Source organism: Allobosea sp. WAO (assembly GCF_001509835.1).
Classification (GTDB): Bacteria; Pseudomonadota; Alphaproteobacteria; order Rhizobiales; family Beijerinckiaceae; genus Allobosea.
Map to the genome: position 1 here is coordinate 310969 of NZ_JXTJ01000004.1, position 24420 is coordinate 335388.

The following is a 24420-nucleotide window of genomic DNA, read 5'->3' on the forward strand; positions in this document are numbered from 1 at the left end:
CGACTGATCGAGAGAGCCGAGTTCTCAAGGGCCGGCTCTGAAGCGTCGACGTCATCGGGTCGCCTATTCCATTCTTGGGTCACCATCCCCGCGAGGGGACCCCCGCGAGTAGCGGGAGCACGGCGACATTGAAGACCAAACGCTTCTACAAAGTTTCCTGCGGGACGCAAACCAGCATTGTCGTTAACAAAGTGTTTTTACGCCGTTCGTTGCCGTCAGGTCACGCGCGGCCCCCGATAAATTCGGGCGCCGCCGCCGGAAACGGCCAGAAAATGCCATAATCCGGCGAGGCAGCGTGGCGGGGATATCACAACCGGAAAGGTTGGATTCGGCAATTTCCGTTAACGCGCCGCCGCTCAGAGCAGCGAGCGGACATGGACGAGATCATTCCATGTCACGAACAGCATCAGCATCAGCACCAGGCCGAGGCCGACCCTGAAACCGATCTCCTGCGCCCGTTCGCTCAGCGGCCGGCCGCGCGCGGCCTCGATCGCGTAGAACATCAGATGCCCGCCATCGAGCATCGGCACCGGGAACAGATTCATCAGGCCGATCGAGACCGAAAGGATCGCGGCGAGGTTGATCAGCGCCAGCAGACCACCGCTGGAGGCGACCATTCCGGAGACCTGGGCGATGCGGATCGGCCCGGAAAGCTGGTCGGTCGACTCCTTCCCCTTGATGAGCTTGGCGAGGTAGTCATAGGTCCGCTCGACCACGAACCAGGTCTCGCTCACGCCGAGCTTCAACGATTCGACCAGGCTGAAATGCTGGGTGGTCCAGTCGCTTGGCTTCGACGACGCCTGCACGCCGATGATGCCGAGGCGCTGCTTGCCCAGCGGCGAGGATGTCTCGACCAGATCCGGCGTCACGGTCAGGACCATGGTCGCCCCGTCCCGCTCGAAGGTCACTGGCAGGGGCTCGCTCGGACGGGTCGAGATCTGGCGCTGCAGGTCGGCGAAGCTCTTGATCTCCCGATCCTCGACCTTGAGGATCAGGTCGCCGGCTTTAAGGCCGGCCCGCTCCGCCGCGCCTCCGGACGTGACCATCTCGACGCGAGGCGCCAGCACCGGCTTGCCGAAGCTGTAGGCGGTGGCCGCGAAAATCGCGATCGCAAGCAGGAAATTGGCGATCGGCCCGGCAGCGACGATCGCCGCGCGCTCGCCGACGGATTGAGCCGGGAAGGAGCGCTCGCGCTCCTCGCGGCTCATATTCGCAACGGCTTCGCCATCCGGCGAGCTCGAGGCGTCGGCATCGCCGGAGAACTTGACGTAGCCGCCGAGTGGGATCAGCGCGAAGCGCCAGCGCGTGCCATGGCGATCGTTGAAGCCGAAGAGTTCCCGTCCGAAGCCGATGGAGAAGGTTTTGACGTCGACGCCGCACCAGCGCCCGACCAGGAAATGGCCGAGCTCATGGACGAACACGACGATGGTCAGGACGAACAGGAAGGGCACGAGGTAGCCCAGCAGGAAGCTTCCCGCGTGCCAGACCGATCCCAGGATATCCATAAAACTCTCCCGACTTGCCGCCACTAGGTGACAGCGAAGCGGCCTTCCGACAAGAGGAGGCGCGTCCGGTTTCTCGCATCTTGGTCAATCGCGAGCGCCGCGGCGACGCTGTCGGGGGCCTGACGCCCCTGCCCGGCCGGCTGCGCGCAGACGGCTTCGACCAGGGCTGGGATCGCCCAGAACGGGATCTGCCGCGCGAGGAACGCTGCCACGGCGATTTCGTTGGCCGCGTTCAGGATTGCCGGCGCAGCCCCGCCTTCCGCGAGAGCGGCCATGGCCAAGCCTAGAGCCGGAAAGCGCGTGAGGTCCGGGCGCTCGAAGACAAGAGGCGCACAGCCCGCGAGGTTCAGGAAGCGGTCCTGCGGCGCATCAAGCCTGCCGTCGACACCGAGACAATGCGCCGCGGCAACGCGCATGTCGGGGATAGCCATGCCGGCGCTGACAGAACCGTCGCGAAAATTCACCAGGCCGTGCACGATCTGCTGCGGATGGACCAGCACGTCGACCTGATCGGCCGAAAGCCCAAACAGGAAACGGGCTTCGATCAGCTCGAGCCCCTTGTTCATCATGCTGGCGGAATCGATCGTGATTTTGGCGCCCATCGCGTAGTTCGGATGGGCGAGCGCCTGCTCCGGCGTCGCCGCGGCGATCTGCTCGGCGCTCCAGGTCCGGAACGGGCCGCCCGACGCGGTCAGCGTCATCGTGCGGATCGCCGAGACCGGCTCGGCGCCGAGCACCTGGAACAGGGCATTATGCTCGGAATCGAGCGGCAGGATGCGCGCGCCGACCCGGGACGCCTGGGCCATCACGGCCTCGCCGGCGCAGACCAGGCTCTCCTTGTTGGCGAGCGCGACGACGCGTCCGGGCAGCAGCGACGCGAAGGTCGCCTCCAGGCCGGCCGCGCCCGAGATCGCGCTGACAACGATGTCGCACTCTAGGCTCGCAGCTTCCAGCACCGCCGAGCGCCCCGCGCCATGCGCGATTCCGCTGCCGGCGAGCGCCTCGCGCAGCGCGCCGGCAAGCGCTTCGTCGGCGACCGCGGCAAAGCGTGCACGGGTTTCGCGCGCCACACGCGCAAGGCCGGCCACGTCGCGCCCGGCGACGACCGCGGCAACCGCGAGGCGGTCCGGATTCTCGGCGATGACATCGCGTGTCGAGCGACCGACGGAGCCGGTCGCTCCGAGGATGGTGACGAGGCGGCGCATGGTACGATCAGTGCCCCAGGCGGGCGAGATAGAGCAGCATGCCGGCAAAGACCAGCACGGCCCAGTAGCCATCGAGCCGGTCGAGGAAACCGCCATGGCCGGGAATCAGGCGGCTGGAATCCTTGGCGCCGAAGCGGCGCTTGATGGCGGATTCGAACAGGTCCCCAGCCTGGCTGAAGATCGAGGCGACGAGCGATATCGCCAGAACCAGACCAAGGCCGAACCCGGTCGCCGGAGCGAGATACCAGACGGCGACGCCGCCCGCCGTGCCGGCCGCCGCTCCGCCGAGCGCCCCCGACCAGGTCTTCTTCGGGCTGACGCGCGGCATCAGCTTGGGCCCGCCGAGGGCGCGACCGGTGAAATAGGCGGCGATATCGGTGAACCAGACCACGGCGAAGGTCCAGACGATCAGGAACAGCCCGATCTCCGGCACCTGGCGCAGCGCCGGGGCGACCAAAGCGAAGCAGAGCGCATAGGCGACGCCGCAGGCCTCCAGAATGCGTCGATCCTCGACGCGGGTGGTCACGACCGCACCCGCGAGGGCCAGTACCGCCGAGACACCAGCCAGTGCCGGATCGCTCAGCGGGGCGAAGCCCAGCGCGAAGCCGGCCAGGGCGACACCGACCCCGCCCGCTACGGCGTTGCGCGCGTTGACGATGGCGAGCCACTCATAGGCGACGAGGCCCGCGACCAGAACCCAGAGGAAGCGAAAGGCGGGACCGCCGACCAACGTGACCGTCAGGACCACGGCAGCCAGCACCAGCGCGGACAGGACGCGCAGGCGCAGTTCGGAAGCGCCGGCCTTCACAGCGTCGCCGGAAGGCTCATTCACGCGACCCCCACATTGCGGGAGGCCGCTTCCGTGACGCCGCCGAAGCGGCGCTCGCGGCGGTGGAACTCGGCCACCGCATCCTCGAGCGCCTTGCGGTCGAAATCGGGCCAGAGCACGGGCGTAAACACGAACTCCGCGTAGGCGGCCTGCCAGAGCAGGAAGTTCGAGATCCGGGTCTCGCCAGAAGTCCGAATGACAAGATCGGGCTCCGGAAGGTCTCCGGTGTCGAGCCTGGAGGTCAGCATGTCCTCGTCGATCGCCTCCGGGCTGAGGCGGCCGGCCGCGACGTCTGCGGCAAGAGCGCGGGTGACCCGGACGAGTTCGTCGCGGGAGCCGTAATTGAAGGCAACGACCAAGGTGAGCCCGTCATTGCCGGCGGTCATGCTCTCGGCGCGTTCGATCAGCTGGCGCAGATCCGGCGCGAGATCCCGGCTACCGATGATGCGGACGCGGACGCCGGCCTCATGCAGCTCGGCGAGATCGTTCTCGACGAAGCGGCGGAGCAGGCCGAGCAGGAAGGAAACCTCCGCCTTCGGCCTGCGCCAGTTCTCAGTCGAAAACGAGTAGAGCGTCAGGACCCGAATCCCGAGCTCGCCGGCATTGCGGACCGTACGGCGCAGGGCCTCGAGCCCACGGCGATGGCCTTCCTGCCTCGGCAGGCCGCGCATCTGCGCCCAGCGGCCATTGCCGTCCATGATGATCGCGACATGGGTCGGGGCCGATTCGATGCCGGGCGATACCGGGCGCGGGCCGTCTGCCATTCCTGTGCCTCTTCGGGCCAAGCCCGTCCGTCGATGATTACAGGCCTGCGCCGAAGCTCAGACGTGCAGGATTTCCTTTTCCTTCGACGCCAGCGCCTGATCGATCTCGCCGATATGCTTGTCGGTCGCCTTCTGGACCTGGTCCGACTGCTTGGTGACGTCGTCCTTGGGCAGGTGGCCGTCCTTCTCGAGCTTCTTGATCAGGTCGATGCCGTCGCGGCGGACATGGCGGACCGCGATCTTTGCCTCTTCGGCGTATTTATGCGCGACCTTGACCATCTCCTTGCGACGCTGCTCGTTCAGCTCGGGGATGCGGATGCGCAGGACCTGCCCCTCGGTCTGCGGGTTGAGGCCGAGATCGGATTCGCGGATCGCCTTCTCGACCGCCTGAACCATGCTGCGGTCCCAAACCTGGACCGAGAGCAGCCGCGCTTCGGGCACGCTGACCGTGGCGAGCTGGGAGAGCGGCGTGCGCGCGCCATAAGCCTCGACCGTGATCGGATCGAGCACATTGGCCGAGGCGCGGCCGGTGCGCAGCGAAGCGAGATCGCTCTTGAACGACTGGACTGCGCCGTCCATGCGGCGGTTCAGATCGGCGAGATCGAAAGTGGTTTGGGCCATCGTCTTCAAAACCTTGTCGAAACCCGGCAGAGGACCGAACCGGAAATGCGCGCGACCATGGCGAGCGGCTCGCGCAGGGTCAAGGATTTCATGCCTCGGTGGCACTTTGCCGGAGCAAGCTGGATATCAGCCTCCCGGTCGCGTGTATTGCACCTGTCCGGAAAGCCTTGCGGCGGCGAACATGCCGCCCTTTGCTTCATAGCCGATCTGGAAGGCTGCGCCAGCCCATCGGCCCTCCATTCTGAACAGCCGAGGAGCAAGCACGTGCCCCGCCTCAACCGCATCATCGAGACCGCGCTCTATGTCGACGACCTCGAGCGTGCCCGCGAATTCTACGAGGACAAGCTCGGCCTGGCCCCGCTGCTCAAGACCGCCACGCTGTTCGCCTACGATATCGGCGGGGCGAGCGTGCTACTGCTTTTCCTGCGCGGCCAGTCGCTCAGGACGCAAATGTCGGCCGGTGGCAGCATACCGCCGCATGACGGCTCCGGCCCGCTCCACATCTGCTTTGCCGTCGATCTCGACGAGCTCGCCCTCTGGGACGAGAGGCTGCAGCAGCAGGGGATTGCGATCGAGGGCCGGATGAGCTGGGAGCGCGGCGGCAAGAGCCTCTACTTCCGCGATCCCGACGGCCACATGCTGGAGCTGGCGACGCCCGGCCTGTGGCCGAGCTACTGAGGCCAGCCCCTTGATGGCGCGCCCCGATCAGGGGGTAACGTAGGTCGCCCTGCCCTCGCCGCGCAGGACGGCCGCGAGCATGCCGGGTTCGGCAATCGAGAAGACCACGATGGTCAGACCGGCATCGCGTGCCAGCGCGAAGGCGGCCGTGTCCATCACCTTGAGGTCGCGGGTGATCGCCTCGACATGGGTCAGCCGCTCGAAGCGAACCGCATTCGGGTCCTTCTTCGGATCGGCGGTGTAGACGCCGTCGACCTGCGTGGCCTTGAGCAGATGGCTGCAATCGAGCTCGGCCGCACGGAGCGCAGCGCCGGTATCCGTGGTGAAATAGGGATTGCCGGTGCCGCCGCCCAGGATCACCACCTTGCCGTTGCTGAGATGGTCAAGCGCCCGTTTGCGGGCATAGCTCTCGCAGAGCGAGGGCATCGGCACGGCCGACATGGCGCGTGCGGGAGCACCAGCCGTCTCGATCGCATGTTCGAGCGCGAGCGCGTTCATAACCGTGCCGAGCATGCCGATCGAGTCGGCGCTGGTGCGATCGAGACCCTTGTTCAGCCCCTGGACGCCGCGGAAGAAATTGCCGCCGCCGACGACGATGCCGATCTCGACACCCTCGCGCGCCGCAGCGGAGATGTCGGCAGCGAGCGCCGTCAGCGTCGCGCCGTCGAGGCCGTTTCCGCTCGCTCCGGCAAGGGCTTCGCCCGAGAGCTTCACAAGCACGCGTTTGGGTCTCATCGGGGCTCTCCGTTTCGTGCCGCCACTCTCGGATTGGGAGCGATGTCAGCTTCTTGCAAAAAAGGCCGCGCGATGCGCGGCCTTTCTGGTCTCTATCAACCGGCTTTTCAGCCAGCCGTCCCGCCGGCCGCGGCAACCTCGGCCGCGAAATCCTGCTCTTCCTTCTCGATGCCCTCGCCGAGCGCGAAGCGCGCGAATCCGGTGACCTTGATCGGTCCGCCGACCTTGCCCTCGGCCTCCTTCAGCACCTGCGAGACCGACTTGGAGCCGTCATGGATGTAGACCTGCTCGAGCAGGCAGTACTCCTTGGCGTAGCTCTTCATGCCGCTCTCGACGATCTTGGCGAGGACGTGCTCGGGCTTGCCGGCGTTCTTCTCGGCCAGGATGCCCTTCTCGCGTTCCAGCACGGCCGGATCGACCGAGGCGAGATCGAGCGCGACCGGGTTGCTGGCGGCGATGTGCATGGCGACCTGGCGGCCGATCGTGGCGAGTTCCTCGCCCTGGCCCGACGTTTCCAGGCCGACGATGACGCCGATCTTGCCGAGACCGTCGGTGACCGCGCCATGGACATAGGAGCCGATGACGCCGGCCGAGACCGAGACCTGCGCAACACGGCGCAGCGTCATGTTCTCGCCGATCGTGGCGATGGCGTTGGCGATCGCGTCGGCGACCGTGCCGCCGCCCGGATAGTGATGGGCGGCCAGCGCCTCGACGTCGCCGCCACGCTCGAGCGAGACATCGGCGATGGTGCGGGCCAGCGCCTGGAATTCGAGGTTGCGGGCGACGAAGTCGGTCTCGGAGTTGACCTCGACCACGACGCCGCTGTTGCCGCGCACGGCGACGGCGACAAGGCCCTCGGCGGCAACGCGGCCGGCCTTCTTGGCGGCCTTGGACAGGCCCTTGGCGCGCAGCCAGTCGATGGCGGCTTCCATGTTGCCGTCGGTGGCCGACAGGGCGGCCTTGCAGTCCATCATGCCCGCGCCGGTCTTGTCGCGGAGTTCCTTCACCATGCCGGCGGTGATCGCAGCCATTTGCGTCGTCCTTGCTCTCTTGGCGGCGCCGCCCGATGGCGTGCCGCAATCCTGGTCGTGGTTCCGATCGGCAAACGCCGACGCTCCGTTTCCGGCCGTCGGCGCTGCTTCGGCTTTAGTCAGTATCGAAGTGCGACGCGCCGATGACGCGCCGCAATCCTGGAAAATCAGGCGTCGACGAGATCGCGCGCCTGGGCAACCCAGCCCTGGCTCTCGATGCGGCCGGCGAGCTTCAGGTCGTGGTCGACCTTGCTGACATCGGCCGGGCTCATGGCAGCGAGCTGCCAGAAGTGGAAGACGCCGCCGTCATTGAGCTTCTGCACGATCTCCGGGCCCATGCCCGAGAGCTTCATGAAGTCGTCCGGGGCGCCGCGCGGCGCGGTCAGCAGCTCGAAGGCCGGGGCAGCGTCGGCAGCCGGTTCGGCGAGAGCGGTCTCGACGATCGGGGCCTCGGCAGCGCCGAGGTCGATGCCGTGATCGCCCGAGGCGCGCGAGATGCCGTCGATGGCCGAACGGGCGATCAGGTCGCAATAGAGCTGGATGGCGCGGCCGGCGTCGTCATTGGCCGGAACCGGGAAGGTGATGCCGTCCGGATCCGAGTTCGAATCGACGATAGCGGCGACCGGGATGCCGAGGCGCTGAGCCTCCTTGATCGCCAACTGCTCCTTGTTGGTGTCGATCACGAAGATCATGTCGGGCGTGCCGCCCATGTCCTTGATGCCACCGAGCGCCTTTTCGAGCTTGTCGCGCTCGCGCGCCAGCATCAGGCGCTCCTTCTTGGTCAGGCCGGTGCCGGCGCCGGCAAGCAGCTCGTCGACCTTGCGCAGACGCTGGATCGAAGCCGAGATGGTCTTCCAGTTGGTCAGCATGCCGCCGAGCCAGCGGGAGTTGACATAGTACTGGGCCGAGCGCTTGGCGGCGTCGGCGATGGCGTCCTGCGCCTGGCGCTTGGTGCCGACGAAGAGGACGCGGCCGCCACGGGCGACGGTGTCGCTCACCGCCTGCAGGGCGCGCGACAGCATCGGCACCGACTGCGACAGGTCGAGGATGTGGATGTTGTTGCGCGTTCCATAGATGAACGGCGACATCTTCGGGTTCCAGCGGTGGGCCTGGTGGCCGAAGTGAGCGCCGGCCTCGAGGAGCTGGCGCATGGAGAAATCAGGCAGAGCCATGGTATTCTTGTCCTTCCGGTTGAGCCTCTGGGGAGCGAATGAGCCGGGCATCGACTGGCCGGTCACCGGAACGCCTCGGTATCGAGGTGATGCTCCCCATGTGGAATGGCCTGCGCCTTACAGGGCGCGCGGCGAAATTGCAAGGCGGCACCTTGGAAATTCCAGGAGCCGAACCGGCCGACCTCAGCGGACGCCCCCGAGCCCGACCGCGAGCTTGTCGCCAATCTCGATGAACTTCAGCGGATTGCGCGCCTGATCGGACAGGCGCGTCTCATAGTGCAGATGCGGCCCGGTCGAGCGCCCGGTCGAGCCGACTCGGCCGATCATCTGCCCGGCCGCGACAAGCTGGCCCGCCTTGACCTCGAAGGCGTTGAGATGGGCATAGCGGCTGGTGACGCCATTGCCATGGTCGAGCTCGACGAGATTGCCATAGCCGCCCGAGACTTCGGCGCGCAATACCTGCCCGGCCCCTGCGGCGCGCACCGGCGTGCCGATCTCACCCCGAAAATCCATGCCGGCATGCATGGCCGTCTGGCCGGTGAACGGGTCGCTGCGCGGGCCGAAATTGCTGGTCGTGCTGTCGTCGCCTTCGAGCGGCCGCTGGAACGGCACGATGGTGGCGAGGTCACGCCAGCGCCCGTAGACCGAGCGAGCCTGGTTGAGCTGCATCAGCGCGTGCTCGAAGCTGCCCGGCCTGATCGAGGCCGAGAGCGGAACCAGCGGGCCGCCCATGCCGGCCCGCGCCGCCGGCAGCTTGACCTTGGCGGGATCGAGGCCGATCTCGCCCAGCGCCGCCCTGACCTCCTGGACCCTGCCGACGAACTGCCGCCCCAGCCCGGATATCTGTCGGCTCTGGCCGGTTTCGACCCGGTCGAGCGACTGGCCGAGCAAGGCGATGCGCTGATCGAGCGACAGGGCCTCGCCCGCCTTGACCTGTGCCGAGACTTGCCGGCGCTGCTGCGCCAGCACCGCCGGATTGATCTTGTCGATGATGCTGGATTCGCCGGCGAACTGATTGCCGCCCGGCACCTGCGCCCCGCCCTGGGGCAGCACCGGCCCGACCGCCTGCCCGGCCAGCGCCCCCAGCAGCGCCTGGCGCGCCTCGAGCTCGATCTGCCGGGTGATCAGGTCGGCGAGTTGGTCCTGCGTGCCTCCCCCGGCGACGGAGGGCGGCTGCCCCGGCTGCGCCGGCACGCCCGGCGAAGCGCCTTGCGCCATGATCGCGCCGACCAGCCGCCGCTGCAGCGCCTTCAGCTTCTCGTCATAGCTGCTTTGCAGGAAGGCCTGCTCCTGCTCCAGCGCCGCGACGCGTCTCTTCTCCTGATAGAGCAGATAGCCGGTCACGCCGGTCGCGAGACATGCCGCGACTGCGACGCTCCAGGGCAGCAGACCACCACGGCCGCGCAACGAGCCACCGGAGCCTGAGCTCCGTTGCCGCGGCGAAGGGCCGAGCGCGGTCGGCGAGCCGGGCGCCGGCGCGGCGGCCTTCTCCTCGTCGCGCCGTTTCAGTCGAACGGGCTGCATGGTCGTCGTTCCGATCCAGAGCCGTCAGTTCGCGCTGCCGGCGAGCCACGGGCGGTGACGCGGCACAGGGGAGCGTCACCGGATCGGGTACAAGTATAGCGCAAACAGGGGCTTGCCGCGATCCTCAGGACTTGCGAGGCCAAGGCCGGCCTCCTCCTGCGGAGCTGGGCGTACGCCGCTGCCGAACGCCCCGATTACCGCCGGCACCGTCATGCACAGGCATAGCGGAACTCGCCATTCTCGACGCTGACGCTCGCTCTGGTCAGCGGCTTCTTCTCCAGTTGCAGGTTGAGGATGCTGCGCGACAGCGCCGGCAGCATCGAGTTGGTGATGATGTTGTCGATCATGCGGCCGCCCGAATCCGGATCGTTGCACTGGGCGACGATATGCTCGACGACTGCATCATCGTAGCTGAAGGCCGCGCCGTGATTGTCGCGCAGGCGCTTGCCGATGCGACCGAGCTGGAGCCGCACGATACCGCCGAGCATCTGGCCGGAGAGCGGATAATACGGGATCGTCACCAGACGCCCGATCAGCGCCGGCGGGAAAACCTTCAGCAGCGCCGGCCGCAGGGCCACTGCGAGCGCCTCGGGATCAGGGCGGCTCGCCTCGTCGCCGGCCATGCGCATGATCTCGTCGGTGCCGACATTCGAGGTCAGGATGATCAGCGTGTTCTTGAAGTCGATGCGCCGGCCGGTGCCGTCCTCCATCTGGCCCTTGTCGAAGACCTGGAAGAACAGCTCGTGCACATCCGGGTGCGCCTTCTCGACCTCGTCGAGCAGCACCACCGAATAAGGCTTGCGGCGCACCGCCTCGGTCAGGCGCCCGCCTTCGCCATAGCCGACATAGCCGGGAGGCGCACCTTTCAGCGTCGAGACGGTGTGCGCCTCCTGGAACTCGCTCATGTTGATGGTGATGACGTTCTGTTCGCCGCCATAGAGCGACTCCGCCAGCGCCAGCGCCGTCTCGGTCTTGCCGACGCCCGACGGGCCGCAGAGCATGAACACGCCGATCGGCTTGTTGGGATTGTCGAGCTTCGCCCGGCTGGTCTCGATGCGCTTGGCGATCATCGAGATGCCGTGCCCCTGCCCGACCACGCGCCGGTTCAGCGTTTCGGCGAGATTGAGCACCGTCTCGATCTCGTCCTTGACCATGCGGCCGACCGGGATGCCGGTCCAGTCGGAGACCACGGAGGCGACCGACTGCTCGTCGACATGGGCGTAGATCATCCGGTTGGCCGGATCGATCTCGCCGAGCGAGTTGAACTTCTCCTTCAGGCTGGCGCGCGTCGCCTCGGGATCGACCGGAGCCTCCGCGGAGGCGGAGTCGGCCGCCGCTGCGCCACCATCGGCAGGCGGCGCTTCGGCGGCCGGTTTTTCGCCGAGCTTGCCGCGCAGCAGCGTGATCTCCTCGACCAAAGCAAGCTCGGAGGCCCAGTCCGCCTCGAGCTTTTCGAGCTTCGCCTTCAGAGCTGTGCTCTCCTCCTCGATCTTGCCGAGGCGCTCGTCCGTGGCGTCACCGAGATCCTGGTCGGCGATCAGCGCCACCTTCTCCTTTTCCAGCGCCGCGAGGCCGACGCGAGCATCCTCGATCGCAGCCGGAACCGCGGTCTGGCTGATCGCGACGCGGGCGCAGGCCGTATCGAGCAGGCTCACAGCCTTGTCCGGCAATTGCCGCGCCGGGATGTAGCGTGAGGAAAGCTGCACGGCGGCGACGATCGCTGCGTCGGAGATACGAACCTTGTGATGCTTCTCCATCGGCCCGATCAGCCCGCGCAGCATGGTGCAGCAGCACGCGACGTCCGGCTCATCGACCTGCACCGGCTGGAAGCGCCGGGTCAGGGCCGGGTCCTTCTCGAAATACTGGCGGTATTCCGACCAGGTCGTCGCCGCGATGGTGCGCAAAGTGCCTCGCGCCAAAGCCGGCTTGAGCAGGTTGGCGGCGTCGCCCGTGCCGGCCTGTCCGCCTGCGCCGATCAGCGTATGCGCCTCGTCGATGAACAGGATCACCGGGGTCGGCGAGGACTGGACCTCGTCAATCACAGAGCGCAGGCGCTGCTCGAACTCGCCTTTCATCGAGGCGCCAGCCTGCATCAGGCCGATGTCGAGCGCGCAAACCTTGACCCCGCGCAGCGGCGGCGGCACGTCGCCCGAGACGACGCGTTGCGCGAAGCCCTCGGCGATCGCCGTCTTGCCGACGCCGGCCTCGCCGGTGAGGATCGGATTGTTCTGACGCCGCCGCATCAGTACGTCGATCACCTGGCGGATCTCGTCGTCCCGGCCCAGGATCGGATCCATCGTGCCCGAGCGTGCCTTCTCGGTCAGGTCCTGCGAGAAGCGGTCGAGCGCCGTCGTGCCCTTGGGCCCTTCCGCCTGCTCGGCGCCGGGCGTGCCGGCGGCACGCAGGCCCGAGCCGTCCATCGGCCGCAGGTTCTCTTCCTCGGAGTCCTTCCAGATCTTGGCGTGCCCGGCCGCGAGTTCCTCGACCGCGATCTTGCCGAACTCCCGGGAGATCGCGGCGAGCGCCCGACGCAGCTCCAGCGACTTCAGGGCCGCGACCAGGACATGGCCTGTCCGGATCTGGGTCTCGCCGAAGAACAGGGTCGCGTAGTGCCAGCCGCGGTCGAGCACGTCGACCACGTTGTTGGCGACGCCCGGCATCTCGGTTTCGTTTTTGCGGAAGCCCTCGATGACGCCGCCGATATCGGTGGCGAGCCGCGCCATGTCGAGGCCGTAATGCTGCGCGGTGAGGCCGATATCGGTCGAGCGCCGCTGCAGGATCTGGGCGAGCCAATGTGCCAGCTCGACATTGCGGTTGCCCGCTCCCTTGGCCTGGCGCAGCGCCTGGATGAAGGCCTCATAACCGACGCGGTTGAGCTTGCCGGTGACGGCTTCGAGACTGATGTCGGCCATGCCTGTCTCCTATCGTCGGTCTTTTGGGCGGGTATCCTTTGAGCGTCGATCCTGACTTTGCCGGCTACGTTTCTGGCGCATGCGCTCGGCGGGGTGGAAACGCGCATCGCGCCGGAGCGTACCGTCGGGCACATCCCAGTTCGGCGAGAGCCAGCTCGACCAGCCGAGCGCCCCGAAGCGCCCGAGCTGTGCCGGCCTGACCTTGCCGACCGGCAAGGCGAGCTCGACATCCCATTCGAACTGCTCGCCGAGGTAGAAGAACACTGCATCGGCCAGCGGCTCGCAGCGATCGCCATTGGGCAGGAAGCGGTTGAACTGCTCCATGTCGCGGGCGACGATGCGCAGCCGGAACTTGTCCTCGACGCTGTAGACGCTGGCGCCGACCAGGGCATTGCTGCCAATGGCGCATTGCCCACGGCCGAGCCTGGTGCGGTCGGCCGGATCGAAGGTCAGCCACATGCCGACGAACTGCTCGACCTCGACCTCGATGTCGAACAGGCCGGCGAGCAGGTTGCGCAGTCGCGAGGCTGATTTGGCCTGCGCCCCGGTCAGCCCGGCATGGGCGAGCTTCTCGGCGTCCGGCACGCTGTCCAGGTTCTGGTAGGGCTTGGAGCCGAGGCCGGTCATGCTCCCGACATAGGCGACGAACCTGTCGAGATCGGGCCGGTCATGCTGGGCGATCGGCCGCGAATCCGCCCAGGCCCGGAAGAAGAGCTGCAAGAAACGGTGATTGAAGATGTCGAGGAAACGCGGGAAGGCGTCGTCGTGCGCGATCTGCCAGTGATAGCTTTCCTCGGTGGTCGCCAGCGGCAGCGCGCCCTGCGGCCCGAGCAGGCCAAGGAACTTGACGAAGAGCCGTAGCCGCCCCTGTCCGTCCCGATCCGCCCCAGCAAGGGACGAGGCCGGGAAATCCATATAAGCCTGCTCGCCCAGTGCCAGGTATTCATCGCGCCGCGCCGCCACGTCGCCGATGCGCTCGCGGTCGGGAAAGCTGCGCTCGATACGTCGCAGCACCGCATAGAAATCGTGGCGCCAAGGCTCGGCCCGCAGCGCCTCGACGAAGGGCGGCTCGACGCGCAAGCCTTCGAGCACGGCCGGCGGGACCGTATCGTTCTCCGCGCTCACAGGATCCGCCTCGTGCCGGCACGCGGCGGAAAGCGCATGATCTCGCCGCGCTCGACGGTGCGGATCACCGTCTGGGTGAAGTGGTTCATCCCGGCGTATTCGGCGAGGAAACGATCGAGTACCGCCCCGAGCAGGAAGACGCCGCTGCCCTCGAAGGCCTTCTCGTCGAGCAGCAATGTGACCTCGAGCCCCCGGGCCGCGCCGGTCCCCGCCCGCTGCGGGAACCGCCTGACGACCGGCCTACTGTCGACGCTTTTGACCCCGCGGATGCGGCGCTCGATGGCGCCATCGGCGAGATCGGCGAAAAGCGAGAGCATTTCGCGCAGCGCCTCGCCATTGCGCCCGGCACCGTGCTGGACGAGGCCGAGCTGGTTCAGGCTGAGCAGGTTGATCAGACGCCAGGTGACGACGCCCGTGCTCGCCGTCTCCGAGCGCAGCCTGAGTTGCGAGACGATCGGTTCGCGTGGCGGCGTCGGCCCCGCGAGGCAGACGACGTCGAGCGCGACATTGTCGATCAGGCGAAAATCGGCACCGCCGGTCCCGGTCGGCAAATGCTCGGTGAGGTGGCGGTTCGAGCACAGCGCCCGCACGCTGAGCTCGGCCACGGAGGCTGCGTCGCTGACTGTTGCGGGCTCGGCCAGCGAGATGAACATCTCGGTGCCGACATAGTCGGTTTCGCGCCCTTCGCGGCGCTCGGCCGCCGAACGGCGGCGCGGCAGCCGGCGTTGCGTGTAGAGCAGCCCCTGCGCCGGCGAAGCCCCCTCCGGAGAGGAGTAGAGCGGGTGCACCTTCTGCTTCTCGCGCCCGCCGACATAATGGGCGTAGACATCGAGGATACTGTGCGGCTCGTAATCCAGCATCCGGCTGCGATCGGGCACGACGTGGTACTCATGCTCGTTCTTGCGCACCGGGATACGGTCGGTCGTCTTCTCGAACAGGTTGACGGCCGGCGCGGCATAGAGCGCGAACATCGCGCGCTGCACCGCCGCCGCGAGCCGGGCATTGACCTCGTCGAAGACGAAGATCACGTCGACGTTGTTGGACTTGAGGCGCGGCATGATCCGCTCCAGGCCGCCGAGCCTGAAGCCCAGGAACTTGCGCGGAAACCAGAAATACTCGCGCAGCAGGTCGAAGCCGCGGAACACCCGCGTGTCGGCAGGCAGCAGGGGCTCGTCCTCGTCGAAACCGATCTGTTCGAGCGTGCATTCGGCGCCCGAGGTGATCACGGGGTCGCCGAACGCGTCGAGGTGGCGGAAATGGATGCCGACGCAGTTGGCGAAGAGCTGCTCGTAGAGCGCGACCGCATCGGCCTCGCCGCCGAGCAGATGCACCTTCAACTCCCGGCATTTGCAGCCGGCAAACCAGCTCATCGGCAGCTTTGCCGCCTGTGCCGGGCCCGGCTCGTCGGCAGGGTCGCTGGCGGTCCGGTGGGTCAGGGACAACCGCAAACCCGACAGCATGCGCGCATCGGCCGGCAGGCCCAGCGCCTGCAGCGGGCCGGGCGCAGGAATGTACTCGGCCGCCGCCACGTCGAACGGCCAGAGCGTAACGTCCGCCCCCAGCCGGTAGCGGCAGGCGATGCGCCGGTCCCGCTCGACATAGGTAGCGTCGAGATAGGCTCCGCGTGGGACCTTCACCCCCTCGCGCAGGCCCGGATCGGCATAGAGCGGCATAACCCCGGCTAGCAGCGCCGAGGGAGTCGGCGCGAGATAGTTCGGGATCAGCTGTTCGAGCAGGTTGTTGGTGAATTCGGGAAACTCGTGCTTCAGCTTGAGCTGGACGCGCGCCGCGAGGAAGGCGGCACCATCCAAAAGCCCGCGGACCATCGGGTCCATGCGCTCGCCGACCAGGCCGCCGAGCCGCTCCGCGATCCCTGGATACTCCTCCGCGAACTCCTTGGTGTGCTCCTCGAAGAGCCGAAGCTCGCGATTGTAGAAATCCAGGAACTCTTGGTTCATGAGGCGCTATCGGCTCTTGATTGCGATCTTGCCGGTGTCCAGCTCGACATCGGCGACGAATTGAACCGGCACGTCGACCGGCTCGCAGTTCAGGTCGGCCCGGACGAGGAAGCGGACCTTCAGTTCGGCCTTGTCGACGCTCTCATCGCGCTCGACGGCGATGGACTGCCGGATCAGACGCGGCTCGTAGCCGATCAGCACATCGGCCAGCTCGTCCCTGATCGAGCCGACCCGGTACTCGTCGATCGAACGGTTGGTGATGTCGGGGAAGCCATGATTGAGCACCGAGCGCCGGACATGCTCGAAATGCGAGAGATCGGTCGAGGAGGCGAGGTTGGTGGAGTTGACCAGCGCGTCGAGATCGAGCGCGATCTCCTGCCGCAGCTTCTGCTCGGTGATCGCGGCGCGTGGCGCGGCGCGGCGCCCGGCGATGACCCGCTCGCCGCCGGCATCGCGCAGGTCGAGCGGCGTCTTGGCGTCCTTGCTGCGATGCGCCTCCCGGAACGCGAACATCAGCGGCGGGCGCAGTCTGTTCTTCGCTCTCGCATCCATGACCGAGCCCTCCAGCCGCCGCGTGAAGGCCGGACGCCGCAGCGTCCGGTCATCGTTTCCCCGTGAACCCCGCAGGACGCAGCCCCTGCTTCCCGGCCTTCGAACATCGCTCCCAGAAGACCGGAAGCGCAGCCGCCACTGTGTCTCCCGCACGAGCGACCGTCGCGTTCCCGCACGCGGCATGCGGAGCCCGGCCGCCTTTGCGGCCGGGCTCCGGCCTGTCATTCCTTGTTGGCCTTGATGTCCCAGGTGCCGGTCGAAGGCGGACCGAGCGTGCCATCATCCTTCTGGAACTTGTACTCGAACTTGATCTTGGCGAAGTTGAGCGAGAACTGGTCGGTCGGGACCGGGTTGCCGCCGGTCGAGTCACCGGACTGGTAGCTCGAGACGAGAAGATCCTGCAGGGTCACAGTATAGAACTCCTGCTGATCCTTGCCCTGCTTGCGGACGAACAGGACGGCCTTCTTGATGTGCTTGCCCGAAGCGCAGGACAGCATCAACACGGGCGAGGCCTTGTTGACATTGGCCGTGCAATGGAGATCCTGAAAGCTGACTTTGCCGGCACCGCCGCCGGACCCGGCCGAATGCGTGCCGGAGTTGCTCGCCCCCCAGGAGAAGGATTCGATCTCGATCGTTTCCTTGTGCTTGGAATCGTGGCTCTCGCCCTTGATCCCCTCGATCTCGAGCAGGAAGTCGCTTGCCATTTCTCTCTCCAGTGCTTGACCGTCATGAGACGAGGTCGATTGCGACGGCGCATCGCTCGCGGGGTTGCACCGGCGCGCGACCGCTCAGCCCCCGACGCGACCGGCGCGGGGTAGGCACAGGCTGGCGACCCCGCGCGCCCGAAAGCGCGCGACGCCCTACTCCTTTCGCCCGGGTAGGCGCGAGACCAGGCTCAGGCCGATATCCATTCCTTCGAGCTGGAAATGCGGCCTGAGATAGAACTTGGCCGAATAATATCCGGGGTTCTCCTCGTCTTCGAAGACGTCGATGCGCGCATCGGAAAGCGGACGACGCGCCTTCGTCTCCTCGCTGGAATTGACCGGATCGCCGTCGATATAGTCGGTGATCCATTCCTGCAGCCAGCGACGCAGGGGTTCGCGCTCCTTGTAGGAGCCGACCTTGTCGCGCACCATGCATTTGAGGTAGTGCGCGAAACGCGAAACGGCGAACATGTAGGGTAGCCGCGACGACAGGTTGTCCGACGCGGTCGCCGCGACGCCGTCGGGACCGAAGAAGGCTTTCGGCTTGTAGAGCGACTGCGCCCCGATGAACGCCGCCTTGTCGGTGTTCTTGCGGTGGATCAGCGGGATCAATCCGGACTTCGCCAGCTCCGCTTCGCGGCGATCGCTGATCGCGATCTCGGTCGGGCATTTCAGGTCGACGCCGCCATCATCGGTCGGGAAGGTGTGGGTCGGCAGGTTGACGACCTCGCCGCCCGACTGCACGCCGCGAATGCGGGTGCACCAGCCATATTCCTTGTAGGCGCGGTTGATGTTGACCGCCATCGCATAGGCCGCGTTCATCCAGGCGTACTTCTCGCCCCGGTGCCCGTCGGTATCCTCCTCGAAAGCGAACTCCTCGACCGGCTCGGATTTCGCGCCATAGGGCACGCGCGACAGGACGCGCGGCAGGCACAGGCCCATGTAGCGCGAGTCCGCGGCGTCGCGGAGCGACTTCCAGGCCGCATAGTCCGGCGTGTCGAAGACCTTGCCGAGATCGCGCGGGTTGGAGAGCTCCGTCCAGGCATCCATGCCCATCAGCACCGGGTCGGCACCGGCGAAGAACGGAGCATGGGCCGAGGCCGCAACCTTCGACAGATCGCGCAGCAGCTGCACGTCGGTGGCGAGATGGCTGAAATGGTAGTCACCGATCAGGCAGCCGAAAGGCTGGCCGCCGAGCTGACCGAACTCCTGCTCATAGACCTGCTTGAAGAGCGGGCTCTGGTCCCAGCGCGCGCCGGGATAGGTCTTGAGATTGCGGTAGAGCTCGTTCTTGCCGACATTCATCACCTTGATCTTCAGCTGCGAGTCGGTCTCGGAGTTGAAGACAAGGTAGTTGAGACCACGCCAGGCGCTCTCGATCTTCTGGTATTCGGGCGCGTGCAGCACCTCGTTGATCTGCTCGGTCAGCTTCGCGTCGAGCCGCGCGATCATTTCCTCGATCGTGTCGAGCACGTCGTTCTTGATCAGCGTGGAATCTGCGAGCGCCTGGTTGACCAGCGTCGCGACCGCATTCTCGACTTCGGTCGCGGCCCGCTCGGTCTTCGGCTTGAAACTCTGCTTGAGAACGTTCGCGAACTCGTCCGCGTCGCGCGTCTCGGTGGCCGCTGCGCCGGGCTGTTGGATCTGTGCTTCCGCCATGACCGCCTCGCTTACCCGTTGCCGTCTTGCTTGTTGCCGTCAGCCGATTTCTCGCCGAGCCTGTCTTTCAGCGCCGCCATCAGTTGCGGATCGGCGAGCAGCGCCTTGATCTGGTCGCTCGCAGCCATCTTGCCGTCCATGTAGCGCAACAGGTTGGCGAGCTGCTCGCGCGCCTCCAGCAGTTTCGCCGTGGCTGGAATCTGGCGGGCGATCGCCGCGGGGTTGAAGTCATCGAACTTCGAGAACTTCAGCGCGACCGAGAGCTTCTCGTTGCCGTCGCCTCCGAGCTTGTTCGGCACGTTGAAGGCGATGCCGGGTTCGATCGCCGCCATGCGCTGATCGAAATTATCCATGTCGATGTCGAGGAACTTGCGCTCGGAGATGTCGGGTTTCTCGACGGCCGACGCATTGCCGGAAAGGTCGGCGAGGACGCCCATCACAAAGGGCAGTTCGATCTTCTGCTCGGCGTTGTAGGGATCTTCATAGGTGATGTGGACGCGTGGCGGCCTGTTGCGGCGAATGAACTTCTGCCCGGAATCCCCAGCCATCTCAGTGCCCCTTCGTTCAGAGGCATCACGCAAAGGTAGCGTGACACCACGCCAAGTCACCTAGCTCGCTATACCATACACATTTGCCGTCAGCTTGACAGTTCCCGTCGAACTGCTCGCCTCGTATCGGCTGGTCATGCAGTCCGGTCGCGAATTCGTGAATTCGCGACGGCCGAAAGGCAGCACGACAACATTCGCGGGGCGAACACCTGCCCGGTCGGACAGGCATCCGGGTGCTTACTCGTCGCTGCTCCGACGTATGCCTACTTCTGGAAGGATATCGCTGAGCAGCGATATAAAATCCTGCTGCGCCATGGCGCAGGCCTTATCCATCAGGAGCGGTACAGGGTTCGAAGGCTCGACCTGACGGTAGAACGCCGCGACGGCCTTCATCCGGCCCACCGCCTCCGCTCGGGTCGCCACACTGGCCATCGAAGATTTCGCGGCAGGCTCTGCTTCGATGAATGTCTCCTGCTCTGCAGCAGGCTCGGCTTCGCCATCTCCGCCCTCGCCTTCCCCTTGCTCGGTCTCGCGTCCTTCTTCGGCTGCCCCCTCCTCCCTGGGCGCCTCGTCCCAGGAGCCCGCAGTCTCCTCATCTTGTCCGGAATCGTATTCGCCGCTGCCGGAACCGCAATCGTCGCCATAGCCCTCCGACGCATTGAGGCGTTCGAGCGGCAGCTGGAAGCGCGGCTCGGTGCCGATTTCGAGGATCGCCTTGTCGACATGCTCCGGGAACATGATCTGGATCACCTCGATCAGCGACTTGCCGATCAGGCGCTGCGCCTGCCCGATCAGCAGCACCGCCGGGCTGGAAGGCTCGGCCCGGCGGAAATAGGCCAGGCAGCCGGCGAGTGCTGCGCGCGCCTCCTGCACCGAGGTGCAAGAGCCCGGCGGCAAGGGGACGGAAGGCACCGTAGCCGCGGCCGGAACTCCGGAATCCCCGGCGGGCTCGGAAGCTTCGGCCAGAGCTCTCCGCCCGACGAACGGCTCCAGGAAGTCGACGATCTGGCCGATAAGCGCCGAGAGCCGTGGAAAGCTCAGCGCCTGGACGCCACCCGCTCGCTCGATCCAGGTCGTGCGGATCCGGCCAAGCGCCTCGTGGATCGCTACGACGTGTCCGAACGCCGTATTCAGCTCCGCAGCGTCGTGCTTCGCGAGCTCCTTGAGCGTGGCCTCGATCGCACCGGCTTCCGGATGCTCCTCCCCCTCGTTGGGCTGGACGGCGCCGATGGCGACGAGCTGGCTGCGGAAAGCCAGAGCCCCGATCCGCTTGCTGTTCAGGAGCGGCGCATGCTGAAGCGGCAGCACCACCGTGGCGAGATCGTCGAGGCTCTGCAGCGCGACCTCGCGCAGGACGAGGCTGCCTCCATCGGGGCGGGGGTGCACCTCGTTCCAATATTGCGAGAGATGGGCGGCGACCAGGTCTAGGCAGGCGGAAAAGCCGGGGATGTCGCGGTTGAGCAGGCAGAGCTTGCCGGCCAGCACCAGCACGCGGATATCGCGGCTGAGTTTGAGGAGCTTGGTGACATCGCCGAAGGCGGCGGGGAAATCGATCGTCGACCGGTCGAAAGCGACCAGCCCGCCCTCCGTCTTGGATGTGAAATAGGACGTCGGCAGCATCACTTCGAGATGCGCGATGATGTTGGTGAGGTCCGCGTCTTCCTCGGGATCCGGTCCGCACGGACCACCCACCGAAACCGGGCCGGCGAGGTCAGCGAAGTTCAGCGCCGCCATAGGCCCTCTCGGTGGTTAAGGGGCGCCAAGCAGCGGCCGGCAAGAGCCACGCTCACTCCACCTTGATCCTGGTCTCAACTCGACGATTATCGCCCGAGAACGGGTCGGCGACGATCGGCTTGCTCTGGCCATAACCGCGCGGCACCAGCTTGGCGGCGTCGACGCCGCGCTCGCTGAGGTAGCCGACCACGGCCTTCGCACGCCGTTCGGACAGGTTCAGATTATAGTCGGCCGAGCCATGGGCGTCGGTATGCCCTTCGACCAGAAAACTGTTCGTCGCCAGCTGTGGGTCCTTCAGCGCCTTGGCGAACTCGTCGAGATTGCTCTTTGCATCGGGCTCGAGCGCGTCGGAATTATACTTGAACCTGACGACGAGATCGAAGGCTGCCGCCGGCTTCACGCCATGTCCAGCCTTGTTGCATTCCGCTTCCGTGCCGATGCAGAGTCCGCGCGAAACGCCGAGATCGGACTTCCCGCCTCCGAAGTGCTTGATGATGTCATCCGCCTTGTAGCTCTGTGACAGTGCGGGCAAGGATAAAAACGTCCACACAACCGCAGCGAAAGCGGCGCCGACGCTCGCAATGGCCTGCTTGCGCACCGTCTTCCTCCCGTTTAACTTCAGGAACGGCGGTTGAAGACTGAATACGGAGATTATGACTCGCAGCACCCGCTGCGTCAATGTCGTGTCCGAGCACAAGCGACGAGGTTTCGTTGATGCCCGCCGAACTTCGACAGTCAAAAAGACTTGCCTCCTTCACGACTCCTCTGGAGGCAGACTTCTTTTCACTTATCAAGTTCGAAGCGCGCGAAGCTCTTAGCGAATTGTTCGTCTATCAGGTCGAAGCGACGAGCATGACTGCCAATGCCGACCTGCAAAGCATCATCGGCGAAAAATGCTCCGTCAAGATGACTTTGAAGAACGGGCAGGAGCGCGTCTTCAATGGCGTTCTGGTCGATGCGCAATGGCTCGGCCGCGAGAATGACATCGACAGCTATCGTTTCATCCTGCGCCCCTGGCTCTGGCTGCTCTCGCAACGCTCCGATTGCCGCATCTTCAAGGACAAGACGCCGATCGAGATCGTCAAGACGATCTTCGGCAAGGAAGGCAAGGCAAGCTTCGACGACCGGGTCAGCGACAAGCCGACCGCCATCGACTACTGCGTGCAGTACCGCGAGACCGATCTCGACTTCGTGCTTAGGCTCCTCGAGAAGTACGGCATCTATTACTATTTCAAGCATACGGACAACGATCACCAGCTCGTCCTGTCCGATGCCCGCTCCTCGCATGATCCCGTCATGGCCGCCGCCGAGCCGACCTTCGCCGGCGCCGGCACGGACTATCCCTTCATGCCGAAAGACGGCCGGCAGCGCCGTCAGATCGAGCACATCACGCAATGGTCTACGCTTCGACGCCTGCGCACCGGCAAGATCGAGCTCAAGGACTACGATTTCGAGAAGTCGACCGCCGACCTGACCGCCAAGGCCGAGGAAGGCTTTGCGCGCAGCAAGGCCTATGAAAGCTATGACTATCCGGGCGCCTATCTCGACCGCGGCAAGGGTGAGCGCTTCGCCAAGGTGCTGGCACAGGCCGAGCAGGCGCAGGACGACCGCCGTCAGGCCATGGGCGAGGCGCCCAGCCTGCATCCGGGCTCACTGATGAAACTCGGCGTCCACCCGGTCGGCTCCGAGAACGCCGAGTATCTGGTGGTGCGCGCCACGCACAGTTTCGGCGTCCAGAGCTATCGCTCCTCGAAGCGCGCCGACGATGCGATCTATCAGGGATCCTACGAGTTCCAGAAGGTCGACAAGCGCTTCCGCGCGCCCCTCGTCACGCCCTGGCCGGTGATCGTTGGGCCGGACACCGCCAAGGTCGTCGGCGAGAAGAACAAGGGCGAGGAAGGCGATATCGACGTCGACAAGTTCGGCCGTGTCTGGCTGCGCTTCCACTGGGACCGCGAAAAGGATTCGACCTCCTGTCGCGTCCGCGTCGGCCAGGTCTGGTCCGGCAAGAACTGGGGCGGGCAGGTCATCCCGCGCATCGGCCAGGAGGTCATCGTCGAGTTCATCGAGGGCGACCCCGATCGCCCGCTCGTCACCGGCACGGTCGTCAACGACGAGCATATGCCTCCCTATGCCCTGCCGGGCAGCAGGACCCAGTCAGGCCTCAAATCGGAATCGACCGACGGCGGCGGCAAGAGGGGCAAGTTCAACGAGATCAAGTTCGAGGACCTCGCGGGCAACGAGGTCTTCAGCATGCAGGCCGAGAAGGACCACAAGACCGTAGTCTTCAACACCGAGACCCGCGATGTCGGCGAGAAGTTCGAGGGCGGGCCGACCGATTTCACCCGCACCACCCAGATCATCGGCGGCAGCGACAAGCTGCACGTCAAGGATGGCAAGCGCTATGTCGAGGCGGCCCTGGAGATCAAACTGGTCTGCGGCCAGAGCACCATCACCATGACGCCGACCGAGATCACGATCTCGTCGCCGACCATCAAGGTCACCAGCACCCTCAAGACCGAGGTTCACGCCGACGCGACCACGATCATCACCGGCGGCATCGTCAAGATCAACTGAGCAAGGTTCAACCAGGCACGAGATGTCCCGCCTCCGCTTCAGTTCGGCCCGCGAGGTCTTCGAGAGCTTCCCGGCGCTGCGTCAGCTCGTAGGCACCGCGCCCACCACCGAGCCGCCGCTGACCTTTCTCGCCCGCCTCGCCGCCGGCGCGGAGCCCCAGCAGGCTATCGGCTTCTGCGCCTTCCTGCTGCCGCGGCGCGAGGCCGTCTGGTGGGCCCTGCAGAGCGTCCAGCGGCTGCGGCCGCCCGGGGCGCCCGCCGACCCCGGGCTGCAGGCGGCCGAGGCCTGGGTTCGCGATCCCAGCGATGCCTTACGCCGCGCTGCCCTCGACATCGCCGAAGCTGGCGACAGCGCCGAGCCCGGTACCTGGGTCGCCTGGGCGGCGGGCTATTCCGGCGGCAGCATGCTGGCGAGCCATCCGGTCCCCTGCCCGCCCGACCTCACGGCCAAGACGGCGCGCATCGCGGTGTTAACCGCACTCGGCCGCGTTCCGGCCCGCGAGCGTGATGCCGCATTGCGGAATTGCGTCGAAGCATGCTTTCGTTTGGTCGATGACGAAGGCGGCGGAACGCGGACGTAGAGCTGGC

At 66.2% G+C, this 24420-nt stretch carries 21 protein-coding genes; 3 read left to right on the top strand and 18 right to left on the bottom strand.

The window, feature by feature from the left end; all coding sequences use genetic code 11:
• Window positions 1–356: 356 nt before the first annotated feature.
• The 5 genes from rseP to frr are packed head-to-tail and all read right to left on the bottom strand — an operon-like array spanning window position 357 to window position 4924.
• Window positions 357–1505, bottom strand: a complete 1149-nt coding sequence (rseP, locus tag DK26_RS05985) for an RIP metalloprotease RseP (protein ID WP_066469358.1) — start codon at window positions 1503–1505, stop codon at window positions 357–359.
• Window positions 1506–1528: 23 nt separating this feature from the next.
• A complete protein-coding gene (gene dxr, locus DK26_RS05990; RefSeq protein WP_066469359.1) occupies window positions 1529–2710 on the bottom strand; it encodes a 1-deoxy-D-xylulose-5-phosphate reductoisomerase in 1182 nt (393 codons plus the stop codon).
• A 7-nt stretch (window positions 2711–2717) separates the two neighbouring features.
• The gene (locus DK26_RS05995) at window positions 2718–3542 is read right to left on the bottom strand and encodes a phosphatidate cytidylyltransferase (protein ID WP_066469360.1); all 825 of its coding nucleotides are present in this window, start codon (window positions 3540–3542) and stop codon (window positions 2718–2720) included.
• A complete protein-coding gene (locus tag DK26_RS06000) occupies window positions 3539–4303 on the bottom strand; it encodes an isoprenyl transferase (protein WP_066469361.1) in 765 nt (254 codons plus the stop codon). The genes DK26_RS05995 and DK26_RS06000 overlap by 4 nt, the downstream gene beginning before the upstream one ends.
• Window positions 4304–4360: 57 nt before the next feature.
• On the bottom strand, window positions 4361–4924 hold the full coding sequence (gene frr, locus DK26_RS06005; protein ID WP_066469363.1) for a ribosome recycling factor: 564 nt from the start codon (window positions 4922–4924) through the stop codon (window positions 4361–4363).
• A 264-nt stretch (window positions 4925–5188) separates the two neighbouring features.
• Here frr and DK26_RS06010 point away from each other — a divergent pair, with 264 nt between their 5' ends.
• Window positions 5189–5602, top strand: a complete 414-nt coding sequence (locus DK26_RS06010; RefSeq protein WP_066469364.1) for a VOC family protein — start codon at window positions 5189–5191, stop codon at window positions 5600–5602.
• 27 nt (window positions 5603–5629) lie between these two features.
• On the opposite strand, the gene pyrH is transcribed toward DK26_RS06010, so the two are convergent.
• The 13 genes from pyrH to DK26_RS06075 all read right to left on the bottom strand — a co-directional run bounded on the left by pyrH (window position 5630) and on the right by DK26_RS06075 (window position 21935).
• A complete protein-coding gene (gene pyrH, locus DK26_RS06015) occupies window positions 5630–6337 on the bottom strand; it encodes a UMP kinase (protein ID WP_066469365.1) in 708 nt (235 codons plus the stop codon).
• 107 nt (window positions 6338–6444) lie between these two features.
• On the bottom strand, window positions 6445–7368 hold the full coding sequence (gene tsf / locus DK26_RS06020) for a translation elongation factor Ts (RefSeq protein ID WP_066469366.1): 924 nt from the start codon (window positions 7366–7368) through the stop codon (window positions 6445–6447).
• A 167-nt stretch (window positions 7369–7535) separates the two neighbouring features.
• Entirely contained in the window at window positions 7536–8540 is a 1005-nt protein-coding gene (locus DK26_RS06025; RefSeq protein WP_066470166.1) for a 30S ribosomal protein S2, read from the bottom strand.
• 183 nt (window positions 8541–8723) lie between these two features.
• Window positions 8724–10064 carry a M23 family metallopeptidase gene (locus DK26_RS06030; RefSeq protein ID WP_066469371.1) on the bottom strand — a complete coding sequence of 447 codons (1341 nt, stop codon included), beginning with the start codon at window positions 10062–10064 and terminating at the stop codon, window positions 8724–8726.
• Between the two features lie 209 nt (window positions 10065–10273).
• Complete coding sequence (tssH, locus tag DK26_RS06035) at window positions 10274–12976, bottom strand: type VI secretion system ATPase TssH (RefSeq protein ID WP_066469372.1); 2703 nt, start codon at window positions 12974–12976, stop codon at window positions 10274–10276.
• 9 nt (window positions 12977–12985) lie between these two features.
• Window positions 12986–14101 (bottom strand): type VI secretion system baseplate subunit TssG, encoded by a 1116-nt coding sequence (gene tssG, locus DK26_RS06040; protein WP_349236322.1) that lies wholly within the window; start codon window positions 14099–14101, stop codon window positions 12986–12988.
• Window positions 14098–16059 (bottom strand): type VI secretion system baseplate subunit TssF, encoded by a 1962-nt coding sequence (tssF, locus tag DK26_RS06045; RefSeq protein ID WP_066469373.1) that lies wholly within the window; start codon window positions 16057–16059, stop codon window positions 14098–14100. The genes tssG and tssF overlap by 4 nt, the downstream gene beginning before the upstream one ends.
• A 6-nt stretch (window positions 16060–16065) precedes the next feature.
• Window positions 16066–16611 carry a GPW/gp25 family protein gene (locus DK26_RS06050; protein ID WP_248309878.1) on the bottom strand — a complete coding sequence of 182 codons (546 nt, stop codon included), beginning with the start codon at window positions 16609–16611 and terminating at the stop codon, window positions 16066–16068.
• 221 nt (window positions 16612–16832) lie between these two features.
• Window positions 16833–17315, bottom strand: a complete 483-nt coding sequence (locus tag DK26_RS06055) for a type VI secretion system tube protein Hcp (RefSeq protein WP_066469374.1) — start codon at window positions 17313–17315, stop codon at window positions 16833–16835.
• 156 nt (window positions 17316–17471) lie between these two features.
• Window positions 17472–18974, bottom strand: a complete 1503-nt coding sequence (gene tssC / locus DK26_RS06060; protein WP_066469375.1) for a type VI secretion system contractile sheath large subunit — start codon at window positions 18972–18974, stop codon at window positions 17472–17474.
• An 11-nt stretch (window positions 18975–18985) separates the two neighbouring features.
• Window positions 18986–19522, bottom strand: a complete 537-nt coding sequence (gene tssB / locus DK26_RS06065; RefSeq protein WP_066469376.1) for a type VI secretion system contractile sheath small subunit — start codon at window positions 19520–19522, stop codon at window positions 18986–18988.
• A gap of 237 nt (window positions 19523–19759) precedes the next feature.
• Window positions 19760–21256 (bottom strand): type VI secretion system ImpA family N-terminal domain-containing protein, encoded by a 1497-nt coding sequence (locus DK26_RS06070; RefSeq protein WP_066469378.1) that lies wholly within the window; start codon window positions 21254–21256, stop codon window positions 19760–19762.
• A 52-nt stretch (window positions 21257–21308) separates the two neighbouring features.
• A complete protein-coding gene (locus DK26_RS06075) occupies window positions 21309–21935 on the bottom strand; it encodes an OmpA family protein (protein WP_248309879.1) in 627 nt (208 codons plus the stop codon).
• A gap of 35 nt (window positions 21936–21970) precedes the next feature.
• Between DK26_RS06075 and tssI the strand changes: the two genes are divergently transcribed.
• Both tssI and DK26_RS06085 read left to right on the top strand, forming a co-directional pair.
• Window positions 21971–23833 carry a type VI secretion system tip protein TssI/VgrG gene (gene tssI, locus DK26_RS06080; protein ID WP_083532993.1) on the top strand — a complete coding sequence of 621 codons (1863 nt, stop codon included), beginning with the start codon at window positions 21971–21973 and terminating at the stop codon, window positions 23831–23833.
• 22 nt (window positions 23834–23855) lie between these two features.
• Window positions 23856–24413 (top strand): hypothetical protein, encoded by a 558-nt coding sequence (locus tag DK26_RS06085; RefSeq protein ID WP_066469381.1) that lies wholly within the window; start codon window positions 23856–23858, stop codon window positions 24411–24413.
• Window positions 24414–24420: the final 7 nt, after the last annotated feature.